This window comes from Rhizobium mesosinicum (assembly GCF_019511345.1).
Lineage (GTDB): Bacteria > Pseudomonadota > Alphaproteobacteria > Rhizobiales > Rhizobiaceae > Rhizobium > Rhizobium mesosinicum.
The window spans coordinates 95133-118090 of record NZ_JAEUAK010000011.1; the positions used below are offsets into that span (position 1 = coordinate 95133).

Sequence of the window (22958 nt, forward strand, 5' to 3'; positions counted from 1 at the left end):
GGAAAAAGATTGTGACGAGCGACCTTGCCGAGCAGCTTTCCCGGTCCTTCTCCTTTGGACCTTTCGTGCTCATTCCCGAGCGCCAGCTGCTTTTGCAAGGCGACGCCCCCGTCCGGATAGGAGGCCGCGCGCTGGACATCCTGACAACCCTGGTCGAGCGCCCGGGCGAACTCGTGGACAAGCGCGAATTGATCGCGCGGGTTTGGCCGAACCTCGTCGTCGATGATGGCAACCTCAAGGTCAACATGGCGGCCTTGAGGCGCGCCCTCGGTGATGGCGTTGGGACCGCGCAATACATAGCGACGGTCACGGGGCGCGGCTATCGGTTCATTGCGCCGGTCCAGGTCGATGAATCGCCCGGCCTCGCGCCGTCCTCGACGGCGGCGGCGATACGCAGTCACAATCTGCCGATCGCGACAACGAGGGTCTTCGGGAGGAATGATGCGATTGAAGCCATCAGGCGCGATCTGGATGCATCCAGGCTAGTGTCCATCGTCGGTGCCGGCGGCATCGGAAAAACGACGGTTGCGCTGGCCGCCGCCGAGCAGGCGATCGGGTCTTTCAGAGACGGCGTCTGGCTGATCGATCTGGCGCTATTGAAGGATTCTTCGCTCGTGCCCAATGCCGTCGCGGCTGCGATCGGTCTGGCAACGCACTCTGCGAACCTGCTCGCTGCGTTGAGCAGCTATATCAGCGACTGTGAGATGCTCCTCGTGTTCGATAATTGCGAGCACATCATCGAGGCGGCAGCCTTCTGTGCGGATCGGATCCTGGCCGAAGCGCCAAGCGTCAGGATCCTCGCCACCAGCCGGGAGCCGCTTGGCGTGAGAGGCGAACGCGTCCGCAGGCTGCCGGGGCTCGGCGCGCCGCCCTCTTCGTCTGATCTGAACGCTGCGGAAGCGCTCAGATATCCCGCCATTCAACTCTTCGTAGACCGCGCGACCGACAGGCTTGAGTCGTTCGAACTGAGCGATGCCAACGCACTGACGGTCGCGGAGATCTGCCGGCGACTCGATGGTCTTGCGCTGGCGATCGAGCTTGCGGCGACGCGTGTCGATTCTTTCGGATTGGAGGGACTGCTCGCGCATCTGGACGATCGATTTCGTCTGCTGAGCGGGCATCGCGCCGGTCCCGAGCGCCATCGCACCCTGAGGGCGGTGATCGAATGGAGTTATGATCTTCTCTCGCAGAGCGAGCGCGCGGTCATCCGCCGGTTGTCGGTCTTTTCCGGCTCCTTCAGTCTCGATGCGGCCTGCGCCGTCGCCGGTGAGGGTCTCGAACGGGTGCGGATGATCGACGACGTGGCCAACCTCGTCGCAAAGTCTCTGCTTTCGATGGACGTGGCTGCCGACACGCTTGCTTATCGCCTCCTGGAGACGACGCGTGCATACTGTCTCGAACAACTGCAGTTGAGCGGCGAGGAGGAGGCAGTCCGCCGTCGGCATGCGGAGCAATTTGTGCGGTTCTGGAGCGCGCAGCGAGCGAGTGGGCCCTACGTCCGGCCCCCGATTGGGCACATGCTTATGGAGGCGTCCTCGACGACCTGCGCTCGGCGCTGGACTGGGCCGGAGGGATTGCCGCGGACGGATCGCTGTACGCCCGCCTCTCCGTCGCGGGATGCCTGCTCTGGAACCACTTCTCTCTTACTGAAGAATGCCGCGTTCACGTCTCTCGGGCGCTTGAGGAACTGGACGGAGCCGGGCTTGCCGGGACGGCGGCCGAGATGCAGCTTCAGGTGTCGCTCGCAGGCGTGACGATGTTCATGCGCGGCGCCATACCCCCCGCCATGGACGCCATGCAACGAGCGTTGGAAATTGCGGTTCGGATCCGCGATATCGACCATCAACTCCGTTGCCTGAGGCTGATCGGTACATACCAGTTGTTCGGCGGCGAACACGACGCCGGGATCGCGACGCTCGAGACCTTCGTTTCGGTCGCCGCCGCAGCCGACCCATCCGCGTTGCCGGCGGGCGAAACGCATTTGGCCGTGGCCGACCTGTTCATCGCCCGGTTTGACGACGCCCGGCAACGCATTGAACGCTTTTACGGAAACTATCTGAAAGACTCCAACGACCCGCGGTTCGCACGTTTCCTGTACGACAGGAATGTCGATGTCGGCAATATCCTGTCGCACATACAGTGGCTTACGGGCTTACCCGACACAGCCGCGCGCACTGCGGAGGTGACGATCGCGCTCGCGCGAAAGACCGGGCACGAACTTTCGCTGAGCAACGCTCTCGCATGGGCGAGCCTCACCTTCCTTCTGAGCAGGCGCTATCAGGAATGCGGCCGCTTTGCCGCGATGCTCGACGATCAAATCGTCCGGCATGGCATCGTCATCTGGCGGCCGGTCGCCATCTTCTGCCGCGGTGCGATGGCATGCGCTCAAGACGACACGGCGGCAGAAGGACTGGGGCTGCTCGAGCAAGCTGTCGGGGAGTTCCGCGCTATCAGGCATCTGGCGCGGTTCCCCTTCTATCTCGGCGGCTTTGCGGAGGCATTGGCGAAATGCGGCCGCCTGGCGGACGCCGCCGCCACCATCCGGGAAGCGCTCGATTGCGCCTATACGCAGAACGAGCAGTGGTGCGTTCCCGAGCTTCTGCGCATCCGGGCCTCCATTCTGAAAGCCGAGGTCCGGCCGTACGAGGCGGAGACGCTCCTCGTCGAGTCGATGGCGCTGGCCCGGGAAATCGGTGCATTGTCATGGCGATTGCGATCAGCCTGCGATCTCGCAAAGCTCTGGCGTGTCCGGTCGCGGGAACATGATGTACGCAAGATGCTGCAACCTGTTTATAACGAATTCACCGAAGGATTCGAAACGCCCGACCTTGCCGTCGCAGCCGGCCTGCTCGCCTCGTTCGCACAGCTTGGAGATGGCGAGGCGGTCTGAACGAAATGGTCGAAATCCGCGAGCTCAAAAACAGGAGAATTTTTGAATGGACGACGGTTGGACGTTGGTCAAATCCAGGACGATCCTGCAGGACCGGTGGCTGAATCTACGCGCCGACGACTGCGTGACTCCTGATGGCGTGACGATTTCGCCCTATTACGTGATGTCCTATCCCGATTGGATCAATATCGTTGCGATCACTCCTGATGACCGCCTTTTGCTCGTTCGCCAATATCGGCATGCGGCGGGCAGTTTCTTCCTGGAAGTACCGGGAGGCGGCCTCGACGCGCAGGACGGCGACAGCGAAAAGGCAGCCCGCCGCGAACTGGAAGAGGAAACCGGCTATATTGCCCAAAACTGGCAATTGATCAGCAGCCTCTATCCGAACCCGGCTTCTCACACCAACCGCCTTCACACCTATCTCGCAACCGGCGCCGAGCGCAGACATGGGCAACGCCTCGATGCCGGCGAAGAAGGCCTGACGGTTCATGCCCTTCCCATACCGGAGGTGCTGGATGGATTGCAGGTCGGCCTGATCGGGCAGGCTCTTCACGTCTCGTCCATCCTCCTGGCGCTCCGGGCAGCCGGGCGGCTGAAGTGACGACGGGCTCCGGTGAATAGACAGGCAGTTCCGGAGAAAAAGGCCCCTCCCCAACCCCTCCCCACAGGTGGGATGGGCTTAACCTGTGGCACCCGCGTTCCACATACTCAATGTTTGAGGATAAGCGAGACGGTGCTGCCCGTTAGTCCCTCCCCCTTGTGGGGAGGGGTTGGGGAGGGGTTTTACCTGGGTCCAAACCGGCGAGACGATTACACAGAAACAACCAGCCAGCCAGCTGCGCGATGGCGACGTCAGACCCCTCCCGCGCCGAGCGCGACGAGAAGCTCGTCCAGTTGCTCGAACTGCTCGGTCAGCCCGCCCTCCGCTCCGGAATTGGCGTCGAACGCCTCCTTCGAGGGATAGAGTTCGTGCAGCACCAGCAGCGTCTTGCCGCCTCTTTCCTCGAAGGTCACCGTGGTGATGGCAGCGTCGTCGCTTTCCTCATTCGTCCAGACCAGGCGCGCATTCGGTATCACTTCGAGATACTTGCCGAAGAATTCCATGGCGTTCGAGGCATCGTGGCCAAACGCAATACGGTAGCCGCCTCCGACGCGAACATCCATCTCGCAGGAAAGCATGGGCACGCCGATCGACTTCGGCGCCCACCACCGCATGAACAGCTCGGGCTTGGTCCACGCTTGAAACACGATATGCACCGGGCCGTCGAAGGTTCTGGTAACGACGAGCTCACGCTCGGACGTCCGTTCCACCGTCGTGGGGTTCTTCGTGAGGGCAGGCTTACTCTCCATCGTCCTTCTCCTTCTGTTTCAATTCCTCGACAAGCTTGTCCAATGCGTCGAACCGCGCGTTCCAGAGCTGGCGATAGCTCTCGATCCAACCCGCCTCCTCCTCCAGCTGGCGCACACCGAGCCTGCAGGTGCGCACGCGCCCGACCTTCTCCGTGGTCACGAGCCCCGCCTGCTCCAGGACGCCGACATGCTTCTTCATGCCTGTCAGCGTCATGTGGAACGTCTCGGCAAGGTCCGTAATCGAAGCGTCCCCGCGTCCGAGCCGCACGAGAATGCCGCGCCGGGTGGCGTCCGAGAGCGCGGCGAAGGAAGCATCGAGACGAGCTTTTGCATACTGAACCATGTGGTTCAGTTTATAGCGCAAGGACTGATGGCACGCAAGGGGACCGGGTGCGCGATGCTGCCGGCGGCCTCCCGCTCTGGCAGCGCCTCCCCACCCGATCAGGGCACCGGCAATAGGCGCGGCTTGCCTTCGTGACAAGTGTGGGAGAGATGACCATCATCGCACTGGTCCGCGTTCAGCCTGGCCGACGGTCAACCGAAACGTGCCAGGGCGGTCAGCCTGCGTTCGCGTCGCCCGGCGGTCGCCCGTAAGCACTGAGAATGGCCTGGATCAGACCGGGAAAGCGCTGATCCACTTCCTGGCAGCGCGAATGGTTGCGCATCTCCACGCCATGGCGCTCGCCGCGGATAAGCCCCGCCTCGCGCAGCACTTTCATATGCTGCGACAGCGATGATTTGGGAATGACGCGGCTGCCGAGATTGGCAAGCGCGGTGCACGTGCCGCTGGAGCCGACGCCCGCGATCTGCGCGAAGATCGCCACACGCTCGGGATCGGAGAGCGCATAGAGAATCGCCTCCGGCTTCAAATCCTCGACGGCTGGGTGAAAGAGCGGTCTCATGAAATTTTATATAGGGGCACTTGATATCTCGATCAACAGTTCCGAATTTCTGAACTACGGAACGAAGCCGCCACTACCGGTGGCACTCCGGGTTAAAAGGAACTGATATGTCTAAGCTTGCTGGAAAAGTCGCCGTGGTGACAGGAGCCTCCAAGGGGATCGGCGCTGCAATTGCCAAGGCGCTCGCCGCTGAAGGCGCAAAAGTGGTGGTCAACTACGCCTCGAGCAAGGCGGGTGCGGACGCCGTCGTCGAGGCGATCTCAGCCGCCGGCGGCAAGGCCGTGGCGGTACAGGGCGATGTCTCGAAGGCGGAACAGGCACAGGGACTGGTCGATGCCGCGATCAAGGAATTCGGCCGTCTCGACGTGCTGGTCAACAATTCCGGCGTCTACGAATTCGCAACGATCGAAGAGATCACCGAGGAACATTATCACCGTCAGTTCAACGTGAACGTGCTCGGCCTGCTGCTGACCACTCAGGCCGCCGTCAAGCACATTGGCGAGGGCGGCAGCGTGATCAACATCTCCTCCGTGGTCACCAGCCTCGCCCCGCCCGCCACCGCCGTCTATACCGGCACCAAGGGAGCGGTGGACGCCATCACCGGCGTGCTTGCCAAGGAGCTCGGCCCGCGCAAGATCCGCGTCAACGCTATCCTCCCCGGCATGGTCGAGACCGAAGGAGCGCACACCGCAGGCATCATGGGCTCCGATTTCGAGCACACCGCCGTGGCCCAGACCCCGCTCGGGCGCATCGGCCAGCCGGACGACATCGCCAGGATCGCAGTTTTCCTCGCCTCGGAAGATGCCGGCTGGCTGACCGGCGAGCGAGTGACGGCCGCCGGCGGTTTCCGCTGATAGCCTGTTGACAGCGCGCGCTCTTTCAAGGCGCGCGCCCCTGCCCCGGTCGCCGCTGCCTGTAAGGCCTGCGGCTGGGGACTCAACAACCGATCGATAGAAGCGCGCAGCCCTATTGCTGCTGCTGCGCCGGCGGCGGGGTGCCGATCTTTTCCAGAACCTTCTTGGCGAGAGCCGGATCGCTCTGTGCGGCGGTCAGGATAGACGAATATTCCTCGACGGAGATGTCGTTGGAGGCTTCGACGGTGTCGACCATCTCCTTCTTGGCTTCTTCCTGAAGCTTTTGCTTCGCAGCCTCGTCCTTTGTCGCGCCAATCTTGGCCGAATATTCCTTCCTGACCTTGTCGACCTGCAGATAGGCAACGGCGAAGGCCTCGATTTTCCGATCGCTGACGGGGGCGGCTGCGCCATTGCCGCCGCTCTGCCCCTGCATCGGCGCCTGGCCCTGCGCCGGCGGCTGCTGTTGCGCCTGGGCCATGTCCTCGGCGGATGCCGGGCTGAGAGCAAGCAGGCTGAGGACCGCAGCGGTCATCGTTGCGACGGGTGTGTAACGAGTGATCATAGACATTCCTTTTCACGTGCATGATGTGATCGGCAGCAGGACCGCCTCGGTCGATCGCTCAGCCGCTGGAGGCTGGCGAGGTCGCAACGATGGACTGTTAAGAGGGCACGATGCGGCCGTGGCGGGGCAATTTGCTGACGATTGAGCGGCAGCTTTGTGACCACCGGCATCCGGCCCGGCGCGGATATCAGCCCGCAAGCGTCAGCCAATCACCGATCGTTGTCCCGTGATGCCGCGTGGAGCGCTGAGCCGGAACAGCCGGGCGCTCGGTTGCCACGGTTTTCCGGATTTCTCGCGGGCTCAATCCGAATTCGTGACTGAAAGCGCGGGTAAAATTGGCGGCGACGGCGAAACCGGCGGCCTCCGCAATCTCGGAGATCGGCCTGCTGTCGGCCGGGTTGCTCAGATCCGCATAGGCCTGCAGCAGTCGCTGTTTGCGGATATAATTCAGCACTCCCCCACTCGCTTCGAACAGTTGATAGAGCCGCGTGCGCGAGATGCCCAACGCGCGGCAGATGGTGTCCGGCGTCAAATTGTCTGATTGCAGGTTGAGGTGAATGTAGCGATGCGCCCGCTCCATCATTCCGACCCCGGCCTGGACTTGACCCGGATCCGCCCTTGTGGATGAGGCAGCGCAGGCAACGACCATGTCGGCGATCGTCTGTATGATCCGCGGCACCTCGCCGGCCGTCAGATTGCTCAGCTTCGTTTCCAGACCGGCGATATAGCTGACGAGCAAGTCGGCCAGGCTGCCGGACAGAAGCGTGTTGTTGGCGCCCTGGAGGATGCTTGCATCCATGGCCAGCAGTTCATAGGGAAGGAAGACCAGCACGGCAGCGCTGTCGGTCATCCGCCCGCGATAGGGATAACCGAGAGATCTGAAAAACACCTCGCCGGCACCGGTTTCCGTGACGTGCCGGCTGACCTCGGTCCAGATCCGGCCGCTGCGAAGCAGGCCGACGTTCCAATGGTCTATCGGGCTCGAACGGAGCATGGATTGATCGCGGATATAGCTATGGGCCTCAGTGTGCTGCTGGACGATGAGCATATTGCCGAGATGCCAGCCGGTCTGTTCGGCAAGGAACCCGTCGTCAGGGGACTTTCCATCCGGCAGATGCACATCCACGAGCGGCGCCATATGCGCACGCCAGGCCTGGAACTGGTCTTTCCGCGGCAGATCTTTCGTCGAGAAATGCACGGGCTGCAGCGCAGGCGCAACGTCCTGGCGTCGCTCCTTCTCCGTGCCCGGCTCGCGCGGCCAGCGCCGCCGCTCCAGGTGAGCCGGCCACCCCTGCCCTGAAACGGGGTCATCTCCAGATCCGGAATCCGCAGCCATCCAGTCCCTCCAGCGTATCAGCCGACCCGACCGAGCCGTTGAACTTGAGAGTGAACAATCGTTTTTGTGGCAAATGGCCGCCGGAATCCGCTTAAGCCCGGAATCGGCAGGCAGCCACGCCCATAAGTTGTTTATCATACTTCTCTTTCCAGCAGAAATGTACGGAACGATAATTTTCAGGACGCGGGGATAACGACAATTGCGTCCTATGCCTGTATTTAAATAGGCACGGTTCATTCCTGAACGAAGACGGAAGAAACCAGAATATTTCGCCTGCGGGCGCTCCGCAAAGACGGCAGCAGTCCCAGGTGAAGCGGCAAAATTCAAGAAAAAACATGAGAATACCGGGAGGTAGTCGTGAACTATCCGAGCAATATTCGTGCGTGTTGGGCATAGGCTTCGGCCTACTACGAAGACTCTTCGTCACACATCGGCCGCCCCCGAAAAAGACTTATTACAACCGGCGGCTTAGGCCTCCTCGATCTCTCAGCTGGGGAAGGAGGCGATCGTTGGAAGGCCCGAGTGAGACGAAGCGAGGGGTTGCGCGCAAGTTGAGGCGCCACTGTCGATGCGTATGAGCCCGATGCTTACGCGCAACCCCGTCCTACCGATTTAAGAGAACTCTCAGGTGATAAACGGAGGCTACGATGATCACTACCGACAACCAGAACCACATCGAATTGAAGCCGACTTCGAACTGCAGAAGGGAAGTCGAAATCGCAATGATGGGAATGCTCAGCAATTTGCAGGACCGCGGATGGTCGGCAGCGGAATTGGCACTGGCGCTCGCGGATGCCTCGGAAGAACTCGTGATGCTGATCGCCAGCAAAACGGTGAAATCGAATTAATCATTGAAGCAAGACCATTACGCTTGCGGGCGTGATGCAGCAAATGTTAGCGGCGGTATGTCGTATCGCGTCGCGATACGACACCGCTGTTCGAACCTGACAAAGACGCACTGCCGGATTTCCTGCAGGGTCTTCGCCAAGGCCTAAAGCGGCGCTGCCGCCGCTCACAGGGTTCATCGCTGCGTGACGCGGCGCGCCGCCGCCAAATCGACGATTCCGGTTTCAACCGATCGAGCGTTGCGCCCGTGAACGTCTCCCCTCAAATTGCCCTCCAGCTGAAACTGGTTGACCAGGTCGCGCAAACGGCCGGCTTCCGAAGATAGCGAGGCGACGGCAGCAGTCGATTGCTCGACCATCGCCGCATTCTGCTGTGTCGACTGATCCATCTGGTTGACGGCGGTGTTGATCTCCGCAAGTCCGGTCGACTGTTCACGTGCCGCGGTCGCGATGGCGTCCATGACCTGGTTGATCTGCGCGACATAGTCGCCGATCGCTTTGAGCGACGTTCCGGTCTGGAGAACGAGTTTCACGCCATTTTCCACTTCAGCCGATGACTGCTGGATGAGCACCTTGATCTCCTTCGCCGCTTGCGCGGCACGCTGCGCAAGCTCGCGGACCTCCTGCGCCACGACGGCAAAACCCTTGCCTGCCTCGCCCGCCCGGGCCGCCTCGACACCCGCGTTCAACGCGAGAAGGTTGGTCTGGAAGGCGATTTCGTCGATCACGCCGATAATGTTCGAAATCTGCTGGGAACTGCCTTCGATGCGGCGCATCGCCTGCTCGGCTTCCGACACCACGGTCGCCGAATGCTGCGCGCTGGCATTGGCTTCCCTTGCCACGTGACGCGCTTCCTCCGTCCTCTTGGTCGCGGTCGAGACGGTCGAGGTAATCTCGTCGAGGGCCGCCGCCGTCTCTTCGAGAGAGGCTGCCTGCTGCTCGGTCCGCTTCGACAGATCCTGGGCACCCGATGCGATCTCGCTGGTGCCGTTGTCTATGCTGTGCACCGTCTGCAGCACGGCGCCGATCGTTGCCCCCAACTGGCGCAGCGACGCATTGAAGTCCTCGCGCAACGCTTCGTATTCCGCCGCAAACTGCTCGGAAAGCTGAAAGGATATGTCGCCTGCCGCCAGACGCCGCAGTCCTTCACCCAGCGTCGTCGTCGCGAAACGCAATTGCTCCGCCTCGCGCTCGGCCCGCAGCCGGGCTGCCGCGCGCGCCGCTTCGGCTTCGCTCCGCGTTGCGGCAGCTTCCCTTTCCAGCTTGACGACATTGAGCGCATTCTGCCGGAAGACTTCGACGGCACCTGCCATGTCACCGACTTCGTCGGCACGGCCGGCATAGGGGATATCGCTGTCGAGATCTCCGGCAGACAAGCGGCCCATTGCGGATGCGATCCTGCGGATCGGAGCGGCAATGCCGAGGACTGCGAACACGATACCGGCCACGGCAATCGTCACCGCAAGCGCCGCGATCGCCGCTGTCAGCGTGAAGGCCGAATTCGCCGAGGCACCGCTGGCGTCCACGAAGCCTTCCGCCTGATTGAGGATGAAGGCAACGAGATCGGCCACGCGGGCATTCACGACATCGGCCTGCGGCTCCATCGTCTCCTTGAAGAGGCGCGCGGCATCGGACGCCTTGCCGCTGGTCTGCAAGGCGACCATCTGCTCCGCCATGTCGCGGAATTTGGAAATTTCCGGCTTGATCTGATTGATGAGTTCACGCCCCCGCTCGGTGCGAACGCCCTTTTCATATTCGAGAACGAACTGGTCGACGGAGGTGGCTGCAGCGGCGATCCGTTGCTTGCCGACGCTCTGGTCTTCGGCTGTCGTATCCAGAAGGAAATCGGCATAAGCCACCTCCAGTTCGAGGAAACTGCCCTTGATCTCGCGCGCCGTCACGAGCCGCTGCATCCAGAAGTGACCGATCTGCTCTGCATGCGAGCTGATCGTGGAAATCGTGCTCAGCGAAACATAGGATAGACCGATGATGAAAATGCTGATGAGCGTCAGCGTCAGAATGAGGGCCTGCTTGATGCTTGGACGTTTCATGCGAGTCTCCTATCGAAGTGACCTGAAATGACCAGCTCGCCGGCCGATATAAAATTTCACCTCGCATCGATAATTTAGTATTAACTAAACATCTATCCCGCTCCATTTTCGGATAAGTCGGGGCTGGTTGAAACTTCTGCGATCATTCGATCGCAAAGCAATTTGCGGCTCCACAAATACCGGTATAAACGGCCCTCCAGGATGCAGCGGCCAGTAGAAACCGGCGATGCGCGAATCACCGCATGTGGCACGCTTCACCGATCATGGCAGCAGCAATATGCTTCCGGCCGACCGTCCCGTTTCCATCTCCTCATGCGCCTTCGCAACATCCGCCAACCCGTATTCCGCAGCGATCTCGCAGACGATGCCGCGCTCCATCGCTGATATGGCAGCCTCTGCGGCCTTGCGGTATCGGCCGACATCGGCGCACCAGGCCATGATGCTCGGATGCGAGAGCGACTTGCCGGGCCGAAGCTCTTCCACGGCAACGGGCGGAATGGGGCCGGCGGCCTGGCCGATAGTGATCGCCGTGCCGAAGGGGCGGACGGCACGGATGCTTTTGACGAGCATGTCGCCGCCGATGCCGTCATAGGCGACATCGACGCCATTTCCATCCGTCAGCCGCTTGACCTCCGCGACGATATCGGCCCCTCGCCCGACGATCAGGTGATCGGCCCCGTAGGAAGCGGCGAGCGCAGCCTTCTCGGACGAACCGACCGTGCCGATGACGGTGGCCCCGAGCGATTTCGCCCAGCGCACGAGAATGCTGCCGAGCCCGCCGGCGGCGGCATGGATCAGCACGGTGCTGCCGTCGCCGACATTGCAGCCCTTCTTCAGAAGCATATAGGCCGTCATGCCCTTCAGCAGCGAGCTTGCCGCCGCCTTGGCGGAGACCGTGTCGGGAAGCCGAATTGCCCTTTCAGCCGGCATGATGCGGGTGGACGAATAAGCCCCGGCAGGCGGGCCGCCATAGGCGATGCGGTCGCCCGGCGAGAAGCCGGTGACATCGCCCCCGACCTCTTCGACGACGCCCGCCGCCTCCACGCCGATGACGGCGGGATAGGAGGGCAGCGCGTAGAGCCCTTTGCGGTGATAGATATCGAGGAAATTGGTGCCGATCGCCTGATGGCGGATTTTGATCTCGCCGGCGCCGGGGGCTTGCAGCGGCTGATCCTGCAGCCGGAACTGGGTGACATCGCCGGGGGCGTCAAGCAGGACGATCTGGTCGGGCATCTCTCGTTTTCCTTCATCGGGTTCGCGGATGGAGAAACTAACCGCCGGCGCTATTCGCGAAAATTCCCCATCATTGCACAATGATTGGGAGGAAATTCACACAATTCGGCCGGGACGTGCGAGGCGAAAGGATCCGGACCGGTCCTTGCGATGGATCAGCGCCGGAGAAGCGATAGCGCTCGTGACAGTGGCGCAACCACCTGCCTCGTCATGGTTTGCCAACGACAGCCTATCCGATTTCGAAGCGCGCTCGATCGGTTAGGACCTTGGTCCGATACACCCCAGACTGAGGTCCCAGGGTTGGAACAGCCAGTATTTATCGCCGTTTGCCAGACAGCCGCCGGTCGAAACTGGCTGGGGCAAAATATAAACATCGGAGGAAATCAGATGATGAAGCTCACACGCATCGCGTTCGCCGCAGCCCTGCTCGCAAGCACGTCGGCGGTCGCGTTCGCTCAGTCGTCCAGCACGGTCGGCACAGGTGGATCGTCAGCAGGTGGCGGAACTTCGAGCAGCACCATTGGGACTGGTGGAAGTTCTGCCGGTGGCGGCGACTGCCCCGCGGGCGCCACGAACTGTAGCCCAGGTTCGGCCTCGACAGTCGGCACAGGTGGATCGTCGGCTGGTGGCGGAACCTCCAGCAGCACCGTCGGCACCGGTGGTTCTGCCGCAGGCTCTGGCTCGGGCTCGGCATCGACCCTCGGCACGGGCGGCTCCTCCGCAGGCGGGGGAACATCAAGCAGCTCGGTCGGCACGGGTGGTTCGGCTGCCGGGTCGGGCGATGCGAACTCGGCTTCTTCGGTTGGCACAGGTGCATCGTCGGCCGACGGTGACAAGACCGGCAGCACCGTCGGCACCGGCGCAAGCCAAGCAGGCTCCTCTCACGAGAACAATGGGAAGAAGGGCTGTGCTCCCGGCCAGACGAAGAAGAGCGGTTCCAACCATTCATGCTGAGGCTTTTGGCCGGCGTCCTAAGGCGTCGGCCCATTCACCGGAGAAAGCAAATGACCAACACAGCGAAAGCGATCGTCTATGGGGTCATGATCCTGGCAGCCGGTCAGGCCGCCTCGGAAGAGATCAAACTGGACGACGGTACGACCTGTACCGTCGTTGAAACTCAAACCTCAGCGGGCGACATGTCGACGACCGTGACCGCGGGAAACGGTAAGGTGTCCTCTTCGACGACAGCTGGCAACGGCTCCTCGACCTCGGCATCCTCGTCCGCTTCAAGCTCGGCAGGCTCGGGCAGTGTCGACAGCTACTCGACCGCGAGCGTCACCCGGCCGGATGGCACCGTCATCACCAAGCGCTCGGACGGCACCTGCTCGGTCACCAAGCCCAAGAAATAGGAGAGAGCACCATGAACATCACGACCTTGATCGGCGCTGCAGGTATCGCGCTCCTGTCGACCACGGCCGCCGTCTCCGCACAGGAGTGTAACGCGGCTGGGACCGTCGGAACGGCCGGAAGTGCGGCGGCGGGTGGAACCTCTGCGAGTTCTGTCGGGACGGCAGGCGTGTGTCAGACCGACGGGGGCACGACGTCCTCTATCGGCTCGGGCGGAAGCGCGGCGACCACTGACGGCAAAGCCATGAGCAAAACCCATGTCAACGACAACGGCGATAAGCTCAAGGCTCAGACGAAGGCCCAGGCCGTAGACCAGGGAACCTTTAGCAAATCGCGCACGAAAACGAGTGCCGATGACGACAGTCTCCAGAGCACGACCCGCACCATGTCGCATGTGCCTGGCCAGAAGCCCGTCAAGAGCACAACCGAAAACAAGATCATCCTGCCGCAGCAGTGATCGTCCCATAGCTTGGAACGCGATCCGGCGGAGCTGTCGACATCGGGAACAATAGCTTGAGAAAGGAAATCTCATGAACAACTTGATCTGGCTCGTAGGAGCGGTTGTGATAATACTGGCGGTATTGAGCTTCTTCGGTTTACGCTGAAAACCCTCGGCTTGTCCTTCGCCGGGCCGGCTCGATAGCGAATCCACCAGCCGATGGCCTTATGTGTGGAAATTCCCTATGATTGCACGATGATTGGGAAGGAATTCACACACCTCGACTGGGACGATATCAGGCACTTCCTGGCGCTGGCGCAGGCGGGAACCTTTCTCGGCGCAGCAAGGCAGATCGGCGTCGAGCACGCGACGATCAGCCGGCGCGTCGCAGCGCTTGAGAAGAACCTCGGCCGCAAGCTCGTCGACCGCCGCGGGCGGCGCATCGTGCTGACGGCCGAAGGCGAAGAGGTTGCGCGCCACGCGGCCCATATCGCCCAGCAGACGGCAGCGATAGAGCAGCTTGGCCGCACGAGCACCACCGACATGCGCGGCCATGTGCGGATCAGCGCCCCGCCTGCGCTATCGAGCGTGCTACTCGCAAAACCTGTCGCCGCCCTCAGGCAGCAGCATCCGGGCATCGAGATCACGCTGACTGGCGAAAAGCGGTTCGCCTCGCTGAACCGCCGCGAGGCGGATATCGCGGTGCGCCTGTCGCGGCCGGAAGATGGCGACTATGCCATCACCAAGCTCGCAGAAATCACCTTCCACCTCTATGCATCGAAAGCCTATCTCGAAAGCGTGCCGGAGGCGCAATGGACCTTCATCGGCTATGACGAAGGCATGAACGCCTCGCCCCAGCAACTGCGCCTCTTCGAGATCGCCGCCGGCCGCCCGATCGCCATCCGCTCATCGGTTCTTGAGTTTCAGTCTGCCGCCGCAAGGCTCGGCGGCGGTGTCGTCATGCTGCCGGATTTCGCGGTGTCGGATGGGGGCGGGCTTGAGCGCATCGAGGATGAAGACCCTCTGAGGCGGGAAGTATGGCTGGTGGTCCATGCCGAGATCAGGGACGTGCCGGCTGTGAGAGTGGTGATGGAGGCGTTGAAGGGGGCGTTTTGAGAGCTGTGCGCCGGATCTCTGCGCCTGCGAGGCAGCAGGTAGGAATTGTGCCACTATGGCCGGCGGAGCAGTTGAAAGCCTGGGTTCTGTCCCGCCCGGAGCCCCCTCACCCTAACCCTCTCCCCGCTGGGTAGAGGGGACGTGGCACACGACGCTATCGAGAGTGCGGAGACGGTCGCGGCATGCCCCTTCTCCCCCCCCCGCGGGCAGGCGGATGAGGGGGCCACGGGCGCAATATTAGGCCGCAATTTATCTCTGACCAAAGGCCGCTTTACGATGGCGCCTGATCACTGCACATGACAGCTGGTCGACCTCCCCGGCGCCTCCAATTGCGCATCGCTACCCTTGATCCAGAACAAGACTGTCCCATCCGTGTAACGCGCGCCGGAACCGGACAGGCCCTGCGGCAAGCGGAAGCTCTGCCCGCCCGTGGTCAGCAGCACCTCGCTCGGCTCACTCACGAAGCGTGCCGTGGCGCCCTCGCCGTCATCGCAGCGATAGATCACCGCCGCCTTGTTCTCGGCGAATACCGGCACAAGGCTCATCAAAAGCACGGCACCTGCCGATGCAAACACACTGCTGTTCATCCTGCTCATGCCCGTCTTTCGAGTGGAAATTGCGCGAGCGAGGCCAACAGCAGATGGCGGCCGCGGCCTTGCCGGCGCCACGAAGCTGAAAGGTTTTTCGGACGACCCGGCTTCTATACCGCGGCAGGTCCGGCCCCGTCAAAACTCCCATCTGGCCAGAGCCATGTGCACCGCGACCTGCCTCGGCGCCCGCGGCTGACGGTTCTTCCGCAGCATGACCAATGGAAAAATTAGCGCCAGCTGTCGAATTCGCGCCCGCTCGCGCGTCATCTTACCAGAAAGGTCAAGGAGAACAGCCATGGCGATGACCACGACGGCCACCGGATGCCCGCGCGAATTGCCTTGTTTTTGCCACTACCTTGACATGTGTTATTTACAAAGGCAACCTAATATAGGTAAGGATACTGGAGGACAGGCCATGAACGAGATGACCGCGTCGGACATGCTGAGGGATCCGCTGATCCGTCAGATGCTGCGGGCCGACAGGATCAGCCTTGCCTCTTTCGCCGCGCTGCTCGATGCCGCCAGCCAGCGGCAGGCCCGCCGCGCCGCCGAAAACGCTCCCCTGCGGCCTGTAACTCCGGAGGCCTGGAGCGGCGAGGTCCTTTCCACCGTTTGACGTTCCCCTGCCCGATCCGGGCTACCTTCGGCTCGCCCTAGCCAGGCGGGCTTTTTTTTGCGCCGTGCGCGACCGCGCTAGGCCACCCGGCGGCGATCAAAGCGGCATTGACAGGCAGCGGCGTGTACACCGGCAATGCGTCTCACAAAGTTCGTCAGGACAAACTGCAAGAATTTGCCACGGTCATAATCGAAGTTTCATGCGACTTTGCAGAAGATCCGTGATCGCCGCGGCCAGAAAATCGGCAACACGACGAATGCGGGCACTCGTGCGGACCTCCTCGTGCATGACCAGCCAGACCGGCATCGGCGGCATGAGATCGATCGGCACGCGCTCCAGCGTCGGAACTTTGTCAGCCAGCATGACCTGAGCGAAGCCGACGCCCAGCCCCGCGAGCGTCAAGTTCCAATAGACCATCTGATCGTCGCATCTGATTGGAAACATGCCTCTCTGAACAGGTTGGCCATTGGCCGCAAATACTTTCAGAATGACTTCGCTTCGGTCAAAGCCGATGATGTCGTGCTCCAAAAGATCCCGCATCGTGGCGATGCGGCCGCGCTTTTCGAAATATGATCTGGCTCCATAGAGGCCGAGGGGCGCATCCCCCAGCTTGCGCGCGATCAAGTCGCCATGTGTCGGATCGGCCATACGAATAGCGATGTCGGCGTCTCGTCGCAGCAGATTTTGATTTGTGTCCGAAGCGACCAGCTCGATCTGAATGCTGGGCTCAGCCTGTCGAAGCTCGGCCAGGATCGAGGGCAGCCACATATTCGCGACCATGACCGAACTCGTCACACGGACGGTGCCTGTCAACTGCTGCGAGCGGCCGAATGCCTTGAGAGCCAGGGCCTGAGCGGCCTCCCCCATGTTTCTGGCGTCGCCGATGAGCCCGAGTGCGGCTTCCGTTGGCTCGAGCCCGCGTGCCGTGCGTACGAACAGCGTTACACCAAGCACACCCTCCAGCTCGCGAACATGGCGGCTGAGCGTGGGCTGAGCCACCTTCAAGCGCGACGCTGCAGACGAAAGCGATCCCGATTCTACGACCGCCAGAAATGTTCGCAGCAAGGTCCAGTCCAGTCGCTCCATCGCTCTCCCCAAACCAATGCTGCGCTGCGATTTCCCGACCTGTCGGCGCATGGGCTATGCAAAACTGTATAGGTCAGATCCATTTTTAGCCAGTCCAAATTGTTCCAGTCCTGTCTAAGTTTAATTCAGCTCCATCGGCGAGCTGTTGAAAATGTTAGGTATTAAACGGGATTCGTGAGCATAACAGGATCATAAAAAATATATCCACAGAGTGGATTCACGATTGATGCTTGCATAAAGAGAGTAGTTCTGCGCTACGGCGCGTTAAAGAGGATGTGAAGATGAAAGTTGTATTCAAAGACGACCATTTCGCATTTGAACTCGTCAGAAATCTCGGCTTTATGTACTATGGCGGATCTGACCTTGGGGAGAGCGTAGCTACCGCCAGCAAGATCAAGGAAGGAGACTTTGAGAACTGGTTCGACGAATGGGACAAACGCGCTCGGCGCACATTGTCTCGTGCCGAGGTCAGCTTCTCCAAGGGGCACCTCGTCAGCGCTCGCGAGGCGTATCTGCGGGCGTCGACCTACTTCCGCATGGCGGAATTCTATCTTCACGGGAATCCGGACGACCCACGTATCCTCTCGGAATCCCGAGCCTCCCAGGCTGCTTACAAGAAGGCTGCGGATCTCACTGGACCGACATGGGAACGCGTAGAGATCCCCTACGAAAATACGACGCTTCCAGGATACTTCTACAAGGTCGACGACAGTGGCAAACCCCGTCCGACCATCATCTACCATGGCGGCTTCGATTCCAGCCTCGAGGAATTGTTCTACTATGCCGGCGCTCCCGCCAACAGGCGTGGCTACAATTGCCTGACCTTCGACGGACCTGGACAAGGCGCGCCGATGCGCGAACAAAAGCTGCCTTTTCGGTATGACTGGGAAAAAGTCGTCACGCCGGCCGTCGATTATGCCTTGACGCGACCTGATGTCGACGGTGCCAACCTCGTACAGATCGGCATGAGCCTTGGCGGCTATCTTTCTGCGCGCGCCGCTGCCTTTGAACATCGTTTCCGCGCGAACGTCTTTTTCGACGGCGTTTACGACTTCTACGAATCCTTGCACAAGATGCTGCCGGCAGATGCGATCGCTGCTTTCGAAGCGGGCGACGCTGAACGTTGTCAGAAGATCGTCGAAGCGGCTATGCCGAGCAGCACCTCTCTGCGTTGGGTTGTCACCCAGGGCCTCTGGTCTTTCGGCGTGAAGTCGGTCGCCGAATTTCTGGAAAAAAGCAAGGCCTTCAACATGCGCGACGTCATCAAGCAGATCAGGTCTCCGTGCCTGGTCATGGAAGCGGCGGCAGACATCTTCTTCGAGGGGCAGCCGAGGCACGTCTACAACGAGCTCACTTCGCCAAAGACATTTGCGGAATTCACGGCGGAAGATGGCGCTGAAAATCACTGCCAGTCCGGCGCCCTCGCATTCAAGGACCAGGTCGTCTTCGACTGGATCGACGAGACGTTGAAGTCCTGACCCATCGGGCGCAGGCGTGAACGGCTTCACCAGCCTTCACGCCTCCGGGCCATCGAACCAGTGAAAAGCAGGAGACAGAGATGCAGCACGTAGATAGCGGGCCAGGCGGGCGCTTGCCGCTCCTCGACCCGAAGGAGCTGAAAGGTGAACAGGCAGATCTCTATAAAACCTTGAGATCGACGCTGATCGCCTGGGCGGAAGAAAGCGGCTTCCAGGGCCAGACACCGGCTGGTGAATTGATCGGCCCGTTCAACCCCTACCTCTACAGCACCGGGATCACACCGGGATTCCTGGCATGGATGGCTGCCGACAAGACCGGCACCACCCTCGACAAGAGGGTTCATGAGGTTGTGATCCTGAGCGTCGGCGCGGTGTGGCAGTCGCCTTACGAACTCTATGCGCATTCAGCAGTGGCCCGGAAGGTCGGCGTCCCGGAGGCAGCCATCCAAGCCCTGGTTCGTGGGGAGCATTCCGATGAACTCACGCCCGCGGAACAGGTGGCTCGACGGTTTGCGACCCAGCTTGCGAGCGATCGTCGCGTGGACGACGAGCTTTACAAGGAAGCGGAACATATCTTCGGCACACGCGGGTTGGTCGACATGGTGTACCTCGTCGGCCTGTATCTTCTTACCTGCGCTTTGTTGAACGCATTCGAAATCCCTGCCCCGGAATAGATCTTCTTCATACCGGCTGCTTAGATTTTGGCAGCCGCCTGTGTTTTCAAGCAACGGAGGCAGGAATGTCAGATACGGTATCAATCTCCCACGCGACCTTCGGCCTGATGGGTCCATTGACGCATACACCCACGCGCTCGATGACGATCCATTGCGTGATCTTCCAGATCGGCGAACGGGTCATTCTGCTCGACACGGGCTTCGGCACGCGCGAAATGCTGGATCCGAACGGCCTCCTTGGCCAGGATGCGCTTTTCAAGCTGGGCATCGTCGTCGACATCAGGCTAACCGCATTGGAGCGCCTCAAGGCAAGGGGGATCAGACCTGAGCAGGTGAGCGATATCATCCTCACACATCTCGATAATGATCATGCCGGCGGCCTCTATGATTTCCCCGATGCGACGGTGCATCTCGCGAGTGAAGAGCTCGACGCTTTCGACGGACTGAAGCCAAGAGGTCCTTATAGGCCTTACCAGATTTCGCATCGGACGAAATTTCAGACATATGAACCGTCGGACGAGACGTGGTTCGGGCTGGCTGCCCGCAGCCTTAACCTACCGGGCGTTCTCGACGCGAAACTCATCCCCCTTCCCGGTCATACCGAGGGCCATTGCGGCGTCGCTTTCCGCGACGGTCAAAAATGGTGTCTCCACGCAGGCGATGCCTATTTCGACAGGACGATCAACTTCCTCACGCCTCCGCCGGGATTGCCGCTCGAGATCGCTTTCCAGACGAGCGCCGGCGACCGTGAGGCGAGCATCGCGAAGCTCAAACAGCTGAGGGAGGAGAATGGGCAGCAGGTCGACATATTCTGCACCCATGATCAAAGCGAATATCTGAGCCACACCGCCGGTCGCGGATCTCCCGACGCCCTGTCCGTCCTCGGATAGGGCGTCACCCACCCGGCCCGGTCACCGGCGCGACGATCTCCCGACGGGCCGGTTTCTAAACCCGGTATCTCAACGCAGCCTCGACAGCCGGCATTGCGGGCGCTGTCTCATCACCAATTGCCGATCAACAGGAGTAACATCATGCCATTCGCAAATTTCAAGGTTCCGGAAGCCGCGCTGACACGCGCGCAAAAGGAGGAGATCGTCCACCGCACCACGGCGATGCTTGTGGAATATTTCTCCGAAGCAGCGCGTCCCCACACGATGGTCTTGATCGAGGAGATCAAGGATGGCGGCTACGCCCGCGCTGACGAGGTTTTCGTCATCCCCGAAGCCTATCGCGCGAAAGATTGACCTTTAGGACTTCGTCGCCGTTAGTCTCATGGACGAGCGGTCCCATGTGGCCGCCTCGTTAACCACACTTGGGAGGCGCGCGGCAAAGACCCCGAACGGGAAGTCCGGACCCTTCAGCGTTTTACTGAATCTCAAGCCGGTAAGAATGGCTGCTGCGATGGCTACGCGGCGCCTGGTAAGCGACAGTTCCTGGTGCCGCATGGGCCTGGCGACGACGTCAAACATTGCGGCTACAGATAGCGCGGTCTGCCAAGGCCAGGAACAAATGAGAGTTGCCGGGGTTCATGCCTCACATGACAAAGGAGGAATCTCATGGACCATAGCAATCATGTTCGATTGGCAGCGGATGAACTCACGCCGGTAAACCTCGAGGGCGCGACCGTCTATGGAGCCAATGACGAGAAAGTTGGAACGGTAGATCACCTCCACGGAACCAGTCTCGCCGTCATAGATGTCGGCGGCTTCCTCGGGATTGGAGCCAAACCTGTCGCCGTCCCATTCAAAGATTTCGACTGGATGAGAGATGAGGACGGCGTCGTGCACGCCGTGATGGGCTGGACCAAGGACCAGCTCAAAGACATGCCCGAGCACCGGGATTGAAGCAAAGCCCGGCCCAAGTGCCGGGCTTTGCTCCGCTGTGATCTGGATTTGTTAAGATGGTGGAAGGCATGGAAGCGCAAAAGATGTTCTTTGACAAAAGCGACTGGGTGCCTAACAACCAGACGCTTCCGGTTATCGTCTACCGCGAAATCTTCATCTGCGAAGACGGGTGTGAGGAGTTTGCGCGCCTGTTCACCTCACACGGGTGGGAAGGTATATGGCGCGACGGGGTTTTCGATTATCAGCACTATCACGCGGGCGCTCACGAAGTGCTTGGCGTCGGAAGAGGAACGGCCAAGCTGCTGATCGGCGGCCCTACCGGTAAAGTGCTCGAGTTGCACCCGGGAGATTGTCTCGTTCTTCCGGCAGGGACGGGACATCAAAACCTGGGCGCGAGCAGCGACTTTCAGGTGGTCGGTGCCTACCCTCCAGGCCAACATCCTGATGTTCAGACAAGCGATGCGACCGCAGAACTCCTCAAAAAGATCGCCGAGGTCCCATTGCCGGAAACCGATCCGGTGCAAGGCGCCTCTGGTCCGCTGTTTGAGGCCTGGCATCTCGGCGACAGGCAAGCAACCGATTCAGGTATCGCTTCGGCGGGAAAAAGCGGTTGAGTATATTGGACGGTATCGCCCGTGTTTGCCTGTCTTGCCAGCACCCAGGCACACTGGCCCGTCAAAGGGAGGCGTAGAAGCCAATCACCGCCCCATATCCGGCGTCTTGCCCGCAAGATCGCCCGGCGTCTTGCCCGCAAGATCGCCCGGCGTCTTGCCCGCAAGATCGCCCGGCGTCTTGCCCGCATGATCGCCCAGCATCGCCAAGGCCAGATCGCGCGCGACATGGTGCGGCATATGGCCGATGCCGTCGAGCAGCTCGACCCTTGCCGCAGAATGCCTCTCCTGCAGCCAGTCGATATGCCAGCGGGGCTCGATGACCCGGTCCTCGCGTCCGAAGAGGACGGAGAGCGGCAGATCGGCCGGCAGGCTTTTAAGCGTCTCCATGTCGCCGTTGAAGGCCCGGAGTTCCTCGGCCATGGTGGCGATCGAGGCGGCATTGACCATATGCATGGCCGGCAGGGTGGAAAGCTCCGATGTCACCGGATTGGGATAGGACGAAGCGCGCAGGCCGCGCTCGAGGAAATAGGACGACCAGCGGGCGATCACGTGCTGGCGGATGACAGGACCCACAAACGGCGCCATGGCGCTGCGCAGCACGATGAACGGCTTGAAGGGAACCGGCCGGCAGCAGGGCGAGATCAGAAACAGGCCCTTGACGAGATCCGGCCGGCGGGCGGAAAGATGCAGCGCCGGCGCGCAGCCGATCGAATGGGCAGCGAGCACCACCTGCTCCTCCACCTCCAGGGCCTCCAGGAAACGCTCCAGCCAGAAGGACTGGCCGAGCGGGCCGCGCTCGCCGGCCGGCAGTGCCTGGCTGAAACCGTAACCCGGCCTGTCGGGCGCGATGATGTTGAACCCGCTGTCCGCAAACGGCATCATCACCTCCTCGGCGATACTGCCGCAGCCATGCAGCAGCACGACGGGATTTCCGTCTGCGCTTCCGCTTTCGAGCATATGGATCTGCTCGCGACCGGTTTCGATGATGTTGCCGACCTTCGGGGATACGGCCGGCGGAGGGAGAGGCTGCCCATACTTCATGGCGCCGAAACGCAAGTGCGGGGCAAAACGTTCCGCTCGCCCGCGAAAATCAGGCTGCTTTCAGACGGTTAGAGCATGACGCATGCCCTG

At 61.2% G+C, this 22958-nt stretch carries 26 protein-coding genes; 16 read left to right on the forward strand and 10 right to left on the reverse strand.

Translation table 11 applies throughout. The annotated features are described in order from the left end of the window. The first annotated feature begins 11 nt into the window (after positions 1–11). From JNB85_RS30795 to JNB85_RS24485, 3 genes are read left to right on the forward strand one after another with little or no spacing between them, the layout of a single operon-like run. A complete protein-coding gene (locus JNB85_RS30795) occupies positions 12–1754 on the forward strand; it encodes an ATP-binding protein (RefSeq protein WP_338050352.1) in 1743 nt (580 codons plus the stop codon). Then, entirely contained in the window at positions 1724–2890 is a 1167-nt protein-coding gene (locus JNB85_RS30800; RefSeq protein WP_223216598.1) for a hypothetical protein, read from the forward strand. Before JNB85_RS30795 ends, JNB85_RS30800 begins: the two co-directional genes overlap by 31 nt. A gap of 46 nt (positions 2891–2936) precedes the next feature. After that, entirely contained in the window at positions 2937–3491 is a 555-nt protein-coding gene (locus JNB85_RS24485) for an NUDIX hydrolase (protein WP_220336881.1), read from the forward strand. Between the two features lie 251 nt (positions 3492–3742). Here the strand turns inward: JNB85_RS24485 and JNB85_RS24490 are convergent, their stop codons facing one another. The 3 genes from JNB85_RS24490 to JNB85_RS24500 all read right to left on the reverse strand — a co-directional run bounded on the left by JNB85_RS24490 (position 3743) and on the right by JNB85_RS24500 (position 5142). Then, entirely contained in the window at positions 3743–4240 is a 498-nt protein-coding gene (locus JNB85_RS24490; RefSeq protein WP_220336882.1) for an SRPBCC family protein, read from the reverse strand. Next, the gene (locus JNB85_RS24495) at positions 4230–4583 is read right to left on the reverse strand and encodes an ArsR/SmtB family transcription factor (protein ID WP_220336883.1); all 354 of its coding nucleotides are present in this window, start codon (positions 4581–4583) and stop codon (positions 4230–4232) included. The genes JNB85_RS24490 and JNB85_RS24495 overlap by 11 nt, the downstream gene beginning before the upstream one ends. Positions 4584–4797: 214 nt before the next feature. After that, on the reverse strand, positions 4798–5142 hold the full coding sequence (locus JNB85_RS24500) for an ArsR/SmtB family transcription factor (RefSeq protein ID WP_220336884.1): 345 nt from the start codon (positions 5140–5142) through the stop codon (positions 4798–4800). A 107-nt stretch (positions 5143–5249) separates the two neighbouring features. On the opposite strand from JNB85_RS24500, the gene JNB85_RS24505 reads away from it, so the two are divergent. Beyond that, on the forward strand, positions 5250–5996 hold the full coding sequence (locus JNB85_RS24505; RefSeq protein WP_220336885.1) for a glucose 1-dehydrogenase: 747 nt from the start codon (positions 5250–5252) through the stop codon (positions 5994–5996). 112 nt (positions 5997–6108) lie between these two features. Here the strand turns inward: JNB85_RS24505 and JNB85_RS24510 are convergent, their stop codons facing one another. Beyond that, positions 6109–6558 (reverse strand): DUF4168 domain-containing protein, encoded by a 450-nt coding sequence (locus JNB85_RS24510; protein WP_220336886.1) that lies wholly within the window; start codon positions 6556–6558, stop codon positions 6109–6111. Positions 6559–6745: 187 nt separating this feature from the next. Beyond that, a complete protein-coding gene (locus tag JNB85_RS24515) occupies positions 6746–7894 on the reverse strand; it encodes a helix-turn-helix domain-containing protein (RefSeq protein ID WP_220336887.1) in 1149 nt (382 codons plus the stop codon). A gap of 647 nt (positions 7895–8541) precedes the next feature. On the opposite strand from JNB85_RS24515, the gene JNB85_RS24520 reads away from it, so the two are divergent. Then, complete coding sequence (locus JNB85_RS24520; protein WP_220336888.1) at positions 8542–8742, forward strand: hypothetical protein; 201 nt, start codon at positions 8542–8544, stop codon at positions 8740–8742. A gap of 173 nt (positions 8743–8915) precedes the next feature. Here JNB85_RS24520 and JNB85_RS24525 read toward each other — a convergent pair whose 3' ends face one another. Then, entirely contained in the window at positions 8916–10790 is a 1875-nt protein-coding gene (locus JNB85_RS24525; RefSeq protein ID WP_220336889.1) for a methyl-accepting chemotaxis protein, read from the reverse strand. A 261-nt stretch (positions 10791–11051) separates the two neighbouring features. Beyond that, positions 11052–12023 carry a quinone oxidoreductase family protein gene (locus JNB85_RS24530; RefSeq protein WP_220336890.1) on the reverse strand — a complete coding sequence of 324 codons (972 nt, stop codon included), beginning with the start codon at positions 12021–12023 and terminating at the stop codon, positions 11052–11054. 387 nt (positions 12024–12410) lie between these two features. Here JNB85_RS24530 and JNB85_RS31140 point away from each other — a divergent pair, with 387 nt between their 5' ends. The 4 genes from JNB85_RS31140 to JNB85_RS24550 all read left to right on the forward strand — a co-directional run bounded on the left by JNB85_RS31140 (position 12411) and on the right by JNB85_RS24550 (position 14925). Next, positions 12411–12977, forward strand: coding sequence for a hypothetical protein (locus JNB85_RS31140; RefSeq protein ID WP_338050353.1), 567 nt, complete (start codon positions 12411–12413; stop codon positions 12975–12977). Between the two features lie 50 nt (positions 12978–13027). Further along, the gene (locus JNB85_RS24540; protein WP_220336892.1) at positions 13028–13372 is read left to right on the forward strand and encodes a hypothetical protein; all 345 of its coding nucleotides are present in this window, start codon (positions 13028–13030) and stop codon (positions 13370–13372) included. 11 nt (positions 13373–13383) lie between these two features. Further along, on the forward strand, positions 13384–13827 hold the full coding sequence (locus JNB85_RS24545) for a hypothetical protein (RefSeq protein ID WP_220336893.1): 444 nt from the start codon (positions 13384–13386) through the stop codon (positions 13825–13827). Positions 13828–14064: 237 nt separating this feature from the next. Beyond that, positions 14065–14925, forward strand: a complete 861-nt coding sequence (locus JNB85_RS24550) for a LysR family transcriptional regulator (RefSeq protein ID WP_220336894.1) — start codon at positions 14065–14067, stop codon at positions 14923–14925. Between the two features lie 287 nt (positions 14926–15212). On the opposite strand, the gene JNB85_RS24555 is transcribed toward JNB85_RS24550, so the two are convergent. After that, the gene (locus JNB85_RS24555; RefSeq protein ID WP_220336895.1) at positions 15213–15521 is read right to left on the reverse strand and encodes an MliC family protein; all 309 of its coding nucleotides are present in this window, start codon (positions 15519–15521) and stop codon (positions 15213–15215) included. Between the two features lie 409 nt (positions 15522–15930). Between JNB85_RS24555 and JNB85_RS24560 the strand changes: the two genes are divergently transcribed. Then, positions 15931–16131 (forward strand): hypothetical protein, encoded by a 201-nt coding sequence (locus JNB85_RS24560; protein ID WP_220336896.1) that lies wholly within the window; start codon positions 15931–15933, stop codon positions 16129–16131. A gap of 183 nt (positions 16132–16314) precedes the next feature. On the opposite strand, the gene JNB85_RS24565 is transcribed toward JNB85_RS24560, so the two are convergent. Next, on the reverse strand, positions 16315–17217 hold the full coding sequence (locus JNB85_RS24565) for a LysR family transcriptional regulator (RefSeq protein ID WP_220336897.1): 903 nt from the start codon (positions 17215–17217) through the stop codon (positions 16315–16317). Positions 17218–17498: 281 nt separating this feature from the next. Between JNB85_RS24565 and JNB85_RS24570 the strand changes: the two genes are divergently transcribed. The 6 genes from JNB85_RS24570 (at position 17499) to JNB85_RS24595 (ending at position 21827) form a co-directional block, all read left to right on the forward strand. After that, positions 17499–18695, forward strand: a complete 1197-nt coding sequence (locus tag JNB85_RS24570; RefSeq protein ID WP_220336898.1) for an alpha/beta hydrolase family protein — start codon at positions 17499–17501, stop codon at positions 18693–18695. A gap of 80 nt (positions 18696–18775) precedes the next feature. Continuing rightward, positions 18776–19369 (forward strand): carboxymuconolactone decarboxylase family protein, encoded by a 594-nt coding sequence (locus JNB85_RS24575; protein WP_220336899.1) that lies wholly within the window; start codon positions 18776–18778, stop codon positions 19367–19369. 65 nt (positions 19370–19434) lie between these two features. Beyond that, positions 19435–20259, forward strand: a complete 825-nt coding sequence (locus JNB85_RS24580) for an MBL fold metallo-hydrolase (RefSeq protein WP_220336900.1) — start codon at positions 19435–19437, stop codon at positions 20257–20259. 141 nt (positions 20260–20400) lie between these two features. Further along, on the forward strand, positions 20401–20613 hold the full coding sequence (locus JNB85_RS24585) for a tautomerase family protein (protein ID WP_220336901.1): 213 nt from the start codon (positions 20401–20403) through the stop codon (positions 20611–20613). 312 nt (positions 20614–20925) lie between these two features. Further along, complete coding sequence (locus tag JNB85_RS24590; protein WP_220336902.1) at positions 20926–21213, forward strand: PRC-barrel domain-containing protein; 288 nt, start codon at positions 20926–20928, stop codon at positions 21211–21213. A 68-nt stretch (positions 21214–21281) separates the two neighbouring features. After that, entirely contained in the window at positions 21282–21827 is a 546-nt protein-coding gene (locus tag JNB85_RS24595; protein WP_220337010.1) for a cupin domain-containing protein, read from the forward strand. A gap of 84 nt (positions 21828–21911) precedes the next feature. Here JNB85_RS24595 and JNB85_RS24600 read toward each other — a convergent pair whose 3' ends face one another. Further along, entirely contained in the window at positions 21912–22868 is a 957-nt protein-coding gene (locus JNB85_RS24600; RefSeq protein WP_220336903.1) for an alpha/beta fold hydrolase, read from the reverse strand. Between the last annotated feature and the right edge of the window lie 90 nt (positions 22869–22958).